6 protein-coding genes and 1 pseudogene are annotated in these 6032 nt (G+C 70.0%); 1 reads left to right on the plus strand and 6 read right to left on the minus strand.

Annotated elements, in window-relative coordinates; translation table 11 throughout:
- Positions 1-476 precede the first annotated feature (476 nt).
- The 6 genes from VN520_RS39425 to VN520_RS39455 all read right to left on the minus strand — a co-directional run bounded on the left by VN520_RS39425 (position 477) and on the right by VN520_RS39455 (position 5278).
- Positions 477-836 carry a DUF7674 family protein gene (locus tag VN520_RS39425; protein WP_325751777.1) on the minus strand — a complete coding sequence of 120 codons (360 nt, stop codon included), beginning with the start codon at positions 834-836 and terminating at the stop codon, positions 477-479.
- Positions 836-2380, minus strand: a complete 1545-nt coding sequence (locus VN520_RS39430) for a Hint domain-containing protein (protein ID WP_325751778.1) — start codon at positions 2378-2380, stop codon at positions 836-838. The genes VN520_RS39425 and VN520_RS39430 overlap by 1 nt, the downstream gene beginning before the upstream one ends.
- A 254-nt stretch (positions 2381-2634) precedes the next feature.
- Complete coding sequence (locus VN520_RS39435; protein WP_325751779.1) at positions 2635-3513, minus strand: hypothetical protein; 879 nt, start codon at positions 3511-3513, stop codon at positions 2635-2637.
- Positions 3510-3752 carry a hypothetical protein gene (locus VN520_RS39440; RefSeq protein ID WP_325751782.1) on the minus strand — a complete coding sequence of 81 codons (243 nt, stop codon included), beginning with the start codon at positions 3750-3752 and terminating at the stop codon, positions 3510-3512. The genes VN520_RS39435 and VN520_RS39440 overlap by 4 nt, the downstream gene beginning before the upstream one ends.
- Before the next feature lie 286 nt (positions 3753-4038).
- Positions 4039-4473, minus strand: coding sequence for a VOC family protein (locus VN520_RS39450; RefSeq protein WP_325751780.1), 435 nt, complete (start codon positions 4471-4473; stop codon positions 4039-4041).
- 103 nt (positions 4474-4576) lie between these two features.
- Positions 4577-5278, minus strand: coding sequence for a 2-phosphosulfolactate phosphatase (locus VN520_RS39455; protein ID WP_325751781.1), 702 nt, complete (start codon positions 5276-5278; stop codon positions 4577-4579).
- A gap of 365 nt (positions 5279-5643) precedes the next feature.
- Here VN520_RS39455 and VN520_RS39460 point away from each other — a divergent pair.
- A pseudogene (locus tag VN520_RS39460) lies at positions 5644-6032 on the plus strand (hypothetical protein); the annotation flags it as partial.

The following is a 6032-nucleotide window of genomic DNA, read 5'->3' on the forward strand; positions in this document are numbered from 1 at the left end:
CCGGCTGCTGCGGGGTCCGGGCGCCGCCGGGCGGGGACGGGTCTGCTGATCGGGCATGCGGCCGATTATGAGCCCCCAGCGGGGCGGGACGCGGGGCCGGATCGGCCGCAGGGCTCGGGGGCGGGGCGGGACCTGCTGTGACATCCGTCCGCAGGCCGTGCCCGGTGGGGGCCCGGCCCGGCGCCGTGGGGGGAGCGCCGGGACGGGCGTCGATCACCTGCGGGGCAGACGCTATTGATCCGGCCGCTCCGCGTCTTGGGCCCAGGGGCCCAACCCGGGCCGCCCGGACGTCGTGGCCGGCTTCGGGGAGAGGCCCGCCCCGGACCGGGGCATCCGGCCGGCCGGTTCCTCGACGATCGCGTGCCCGGTGAGGGACGGCCGGGCATGGCCGGCCCTCCTGGGAGGCGTCCTCCGGGAGGCGGGCCCCACGACGCCGTAACACCGTTCACAGCCCTCCACAGGCCCGCCCCGCCCGGTCACCCCGCAGGCCGCACCCTCGCGAACTTCGCCGCCATCACCGGCCCGAGCTCCTCGACGATCGCGTGCCCGGGCTTGCCCGGGAAGGGCAGGTACTCCAGGAACGAGGTGTCGATCACCTCGTCGATGCCGGACACCCCGCGTGCGCTCTGCTCCTCCAGGAAAGCCAAGGTCCGGCGCCAGTCGGGCGCGTCGGCGTCGGCACCGAGATAGGACTGCACGGTCTCCTGGGTGACGTCCCAGAAGAAGACGTGCGGCAGCACGGTGCCGTTCTCGTTGAAGACGTGCGACTCATAGAGATCCTCGAATTCGGGGATCCGGGAGACCAGGTCCTTCACCAGCTGTACGTCTGCGGTCATCAGCACTCATCCAGCCCCGGGTAGTTCTTGTGGCCCTTGTACTTGCCCAGCTGAGCATCGTCGATGGCCTGGATCAAGATCTTCGCGATCTTGATGTCCTTGGGGCTCCGGATGACCTGCTCCTTCTTTCCGCCCTTGAGCCGGATCTCGTCCTTGGTGAGGAAATTCTGCAGGGAGGCGCGGAGCTGGGCCGTACTGCGGACATGGTTCTTGCCCTCGACGCCTGGAGCCCCGTTGACCTCGGCACTCGCGGCTGCCATCGCACTGCCGTCACCGACGAGTTCCGCGTTGCCCACCCCGTGGTAGAGCGCGTCCACGATTTTCTGCAGCCTCGCGTTGTCCACGGACGGGATGCTCGCGGGACCGTCGTTGTTGTGGACGAGCAGCCCGGTGCGGTCGGCCACCACGTAGTACGTGTGGATACCCGCCACCGTCAGGTCGTGCGTGGTAAGGCGCTGCGTGAAGCGGGACACGGACGCGACGGAGAGCGCGGTTCCGTCCGCGGTGCGGAGCTCGGCCCCCGGTTCGATGTCACCGGCCTCGACCCAGCGCCTCTGGTCGACGAGCCAGAAGGGATGCGTGTCGGTGGCCGTGACGAGCGCCGGCCCGTGACCGGCGCGGAGGGTGAGCCGGGTGAAGTGCTTGTCGTCGTGGGTGGTGATCGCCTGCTCGACCTTCCGCACCCCGGTACGTCCGGTGTACGGGTCGGTCGCGAGCACCTTGTCGCCGACGTCGACCTTCTCGATGGCGATGCGTCGCCCGTCGGCCAGGAGAACGGGAGTGCCTGGCACGAAGCTGTGCCGGGCGGGGCACGCGGTCGGCTTGTTGTCCGGCTTGTCCTTCTCGGGTGGGTCCTTCTTCTCGGCGTCGAGCTTCTTCTGCGCGTCGGCGAGCTTCTTCTCCGCGTCCGTGACCTTCTTGCGGTTCTTGACCAGGCCCTTCAGCCCGTCATACAGGTCCCCGCCGTGCTTCTTGAGCTTCTTGATCAGCTCCGCGGCCTTCTTCCACTTCCACGGCGCCCCGTACTTCGCCGCGAGCTTCCCGACCGCACCACCGACCAGACTCAGCAGCACATTGATCAACGTCTCCGTACAGGCACCCATATCACCCTTGGTGATGCAGTCCAGCGCATCAGTGATCCCCAGCTCCTCCGCCAGGATCTTCGCCAGCTCCTTCGCCGCCTCCAACGCCTGATCCGAACTGGACTTCTCCGCCGCCCGCGCGTCCTGCAACTCCTTCAGCGCGGCGTCATAATCGATCTGCGCCTGTGACTTGGGCGCGTCGTCGTCCGACGCCTGGTCGCCGTCACCGGACTGATCACCCGCCTGCACACCCGGCTCACCGCCACCGCCACCGCCACCACAGTCACCCCCACCCGTGACCCGGCACACCTGCGCACTGATCTTCTCCGACAGCTCCGCACCGATCCCCGTCGCCACCAGCGCACCGACGATCGCCGCCACCACCAGGACCAGACCCAGATACTCGATCGCACCCTGACCACGCTGACCACCACGCGACCTGCGCAGCCCCAGCAGACGCACCCCCGTCCGCGGCACCTTCCCCCGCGACCAACGGCGCAACCGACGACCCACAACCCCCGGACCAGACATACCCACGAACCTAACCACCGCACGGCCGGGCGGTCTTGGGCCCACAGACCCAACCTGACGCCACCCGCACCCAAAAACACCACCTCCCCCACCGCCCCGCGTGCCGAACCCGGCAGAGCGGACGCCGCACACCGCGCGACGGTTTCGAGCGTCCGTACGACGTGCCTGCTCCGGAGACGCGCCGTTCAGCTGTTCCAGGGCAGCTCCACCGGGCGCCGGTGCCACCACCAGCCACGGTGGGCGACCGCCGAACCCGACCTGGTGAGGCGCCCGAGCAAGGCACCGGCGTCGTCCTCGGTACCGCGCCGGAACACCTCGTCGAGCTCTGCCACGGCCCGGACCAGTAGCGCGCGTTCCGGGCCGACGGTCTCGGCCAGCTCGCTCAGAAAGTCACGGGTACGCAGATCCTCGGTGTACAGCTCGAAGGGATAACGGCCACCCGGCAGCCACCCGGCGTCGATCCGGCGCACCAGCCGCTCCCAGAGCAGCAACGCCTCACGGGCACGGTTCACCGTACCGGTGGCCGATGCATCACCGCGCGGGTCCGCCTCCACCGCGAAGGCGTCGGTGACCGGGGTCTCCACGTGCTGCTCGCGCAGGATCTCGGCAAGCACCTCGACCCGCGCGGCCGGGAGTTGCTTCATCGGGGCTTCGACCGCGTCCACCACGTGGACCGGGAGGCCGCCCTCCCCCTCGTACAGACGCGCCCGGGTGACCGTCCCGTCCGGGCCCGCCGCCCAGTACGCCGAAGGGGGCGCCTCCTGGGCGGGATACAGGACCGTTGTACCGAGGCTGCCGGCGAGCCGCAGAGCTGCCTCCGCTTCGGTCGGCAGCGGCGCCACCGCGTCCGGCACGGAGACGTCCCAGGCGAGCGCCAGGTCACCCGCCACGGAGCGATACGTGCAGAGCACCGGGGCGGCCCAGTTCCTGTCGTCCGTCCGCGCCATGTCCTCGTCGGCGGCATCCACGTCCTCGACCCTGGTGCCGAGGGCTCCGGCGAGTGCCGACGCCATGGCGTGCGGGGCAGGTCGGTGCACGGTCAGGAAACTGTAGGTCGCCGTCACGAACAGGTCCCGTCGTAAACCTCCTTGGCCTTATCCACCGTCTCAGGATGGCCGGCAAAGCGGGGGTCCCTTGTCAAAGCGGGTGAATCGGTCTTGCCGCCCGCCTTGGCGATCTCCTTGAGCATCGCGTACTCGTTCCTGTTGAGCCCCACGAGTCCCTTCCCGGGATCGGGAAGGCCCGCCCGTTCCCTTCCACTTCGTACTTGCGCCCGTTCCGCGCTGATCACCTTCCTGGCCACGGCATCGGCGTCACCCTGTTCGGTATCGGCTCGGCCTTCTGGGGCCTGGTGTCCGGGGTCGCCGCACATCTCGCGCTCAACGGCCGCCTCCGCCGCACCGGTCCCCTTCCCGCCGACTCTGCGGAACCCGCACGTCAGCGGTGACCCCGGCGCCCGCCCTGCCCCACCGTCCGGACCGCCCGGACCGCCCGGACCGGACTGACCGGAAACGGGCCCGTCCTGGGTCCCGGGGGCCCAGATCAGGCACGATTCCCGCCGTACACCCGCCCCCTCATTCCCCCCTCGCTCAGTCGAGGCAGAACTCGTTGCCCTCGATGTCCTCCATCCAGAGGCACGACTCATTGAACTCATCGGCGACCAGCAGCCGCACGCGCACCGCACCGAGCGGGATCAGTCGCGCGCATTCGGCTTCGAGTGCGGCCACGCGCTCTTCACCCACGAGCCCGGTACCGACCCGGACGTCGAGGTGCACCCGGTTCTTGACGACCTTGCCTTCAGGAACACGCTGGAAGTACATGCGCGGGCCCGCACCCGTGGGATCCATGCAGACGAACCCTGCCCCCTGGCGCTCAGGCGGCAGCGTGCGGTCGTATGCGTCCCACGTCGCGAACCCCTCCGGGGGCGGCGGTACGACGTATCCCAGCACCTCGCACCAGAAGCGGGCGACACGCTCGGGTTCCGCACAGTCGAAGGTGATTTGGACCTGCTTGATCGACGGCATCGACCCAAGATAGGGGCGAGGGCTTGCGCAGTCCACGGCCTTTCCTGGGCCACGGCCCTCCCCTGCCCACGGCCCACCCCTGCCCAGGATCCCGGCACCGCGGTCAGGCGGGGTCCTCGCCGGCCGGCGAAGGCATCGGGTGCGGACGCAGGACCATGAGCGAGCCCTGCGAGGCCGCCACCATGGCGAAGGGGAACCGGTCGACCTCGAGACAGAGCGCCACGTCATCAGGATGGGCTCCCTGGCGCACTCCGCCGGCCAGTTCGGCGGCGGCGCGCGACCCGGCAGCACGATGGACGTACTCGGCAGCGTCCGTCCCGACTCCGGTGGCCCTCCGGGCGATGTACTGGGCGCATGCCAGATCTTCATCGGCCTGCCCGTCCTCGCCGGTGACCACGAACGTGACGCTGTCGCTCTTCCGTGCCCGCAGGAACTGAGCCGTCGCCTCCGCGACCACGAAGCCGGCGCACAGCACCAGCGGCACCTCCTGGACGGCGAGGGCGCCGACCGTCCCCGCAGTGGTCTTCTGCACGACTGTCCGTCCGCCGAGGTCGACGGACCGCAGCAGGCCGGGTGAATTGACGGCGTCGAAACCGGGCGCGGGCGGGCCGTCCTTGAGCGCCACCCAATCCGGGTGGCGGGCCTTGAGCGCCAGGGCTTCGTCCAGCGACTCGGCAAGAACGATCTTTTCCGCCCCCTGACCGAAGGCCCAGGCAGCCACGGTGTAAGCGCGCATGACGTCGACCACGACCGCCACGGACGGGACTTCGACGAGATCAGCGATGCCGAGGAAACGAGCGTCCATACCGGTCATGATCGGGCAGGCCCGGGCCGTGGCACCCGGAGTGCGATGCGCATCACATCGGCCGTTCCGGTACGCAACACCTCCGGCTGGTCCGTGTCGCGGACGTGGACCTCGTCGTCACGCCACCGCCCCGATGTGCCGAAGGGCGATGTCATCACTGCGGACCGCTTCACGTGCACCGGCCGGCAGGCTTGCCGGGCCCGTCGGGTCCTCGGGATCCGCCCCGTACCTGTCGTACCCGTCGAAGGGCCCACAGCAGAGAGTTTGGGCCCGGTTTTGGGGCCGAGGGCCCAGGTCACGGCCACGTACCAGCCGTACATTCGCCCCCGGGAGCAACAGGGCGGGTGTCGGCGAGAGGGTGAACCGTGAGCGGTGGCAGCGACTGGGGAGGCAGGGCACCGGGTCACATACCGGCGGGTGGTGAGGGCGGCTGGTTCTTCCCGCTGAGCCGCAGCTGGGCAGCCGGGGCCCTCGTCTACGCCATCGCCGGATACATGATGGCGCGAGCTCTCGTCGAGACGCTCGCCACCGACGAACGGCTCGAACTGTTCGGCTGGCGGCTGGCCCTGCTGCATCTGCCCGGCGTCCTCGTGACCGTGCTGACGGTCCTGGCCGCCGCCCGCGCCCTCCCCGAGCGGCAGCGCGAGTCCCGTTCCCTGTACCTCCTCGGCACGCTCGCCGTCCCCGTCGCCGGACTCGCCTTCGGTTACGTCGCGACGTGGGACGTGGTGGACGCCGAGGGACTCCTGATGCC

The organism is Streptomyces sp., assembly GCF_035563135.1.
Classification (GTDB): Bacteria; Actinomycetota; Actinomycetes; order Streptomycetales; family Streptomycetaceae; genus Streptomyces.

Coding starts and splice junctions, on each gene's coding strand:
- VN520_RS39425 (WP_325751777.1), bottom strand. CDS start 836: ATGACCGCAGACGTACAGCTGGTGAAGGACCTGGTCTCCCGGATCCCC.
- VN520_RS39450 (WP_325751780.1), bottom strand. CDS start 4,473: ATGCCGTCGATCAAGCAGGTCCAAATCACCTTCGACTGTGCGGAACCC.
- VN520_RS39455 (WP_325751781.1), bottom strand. CDS start 5,278: ATGGACGCTCGTTTCCTCGGCATCGCTGATCTCGTCGAAGTCCCGTCC.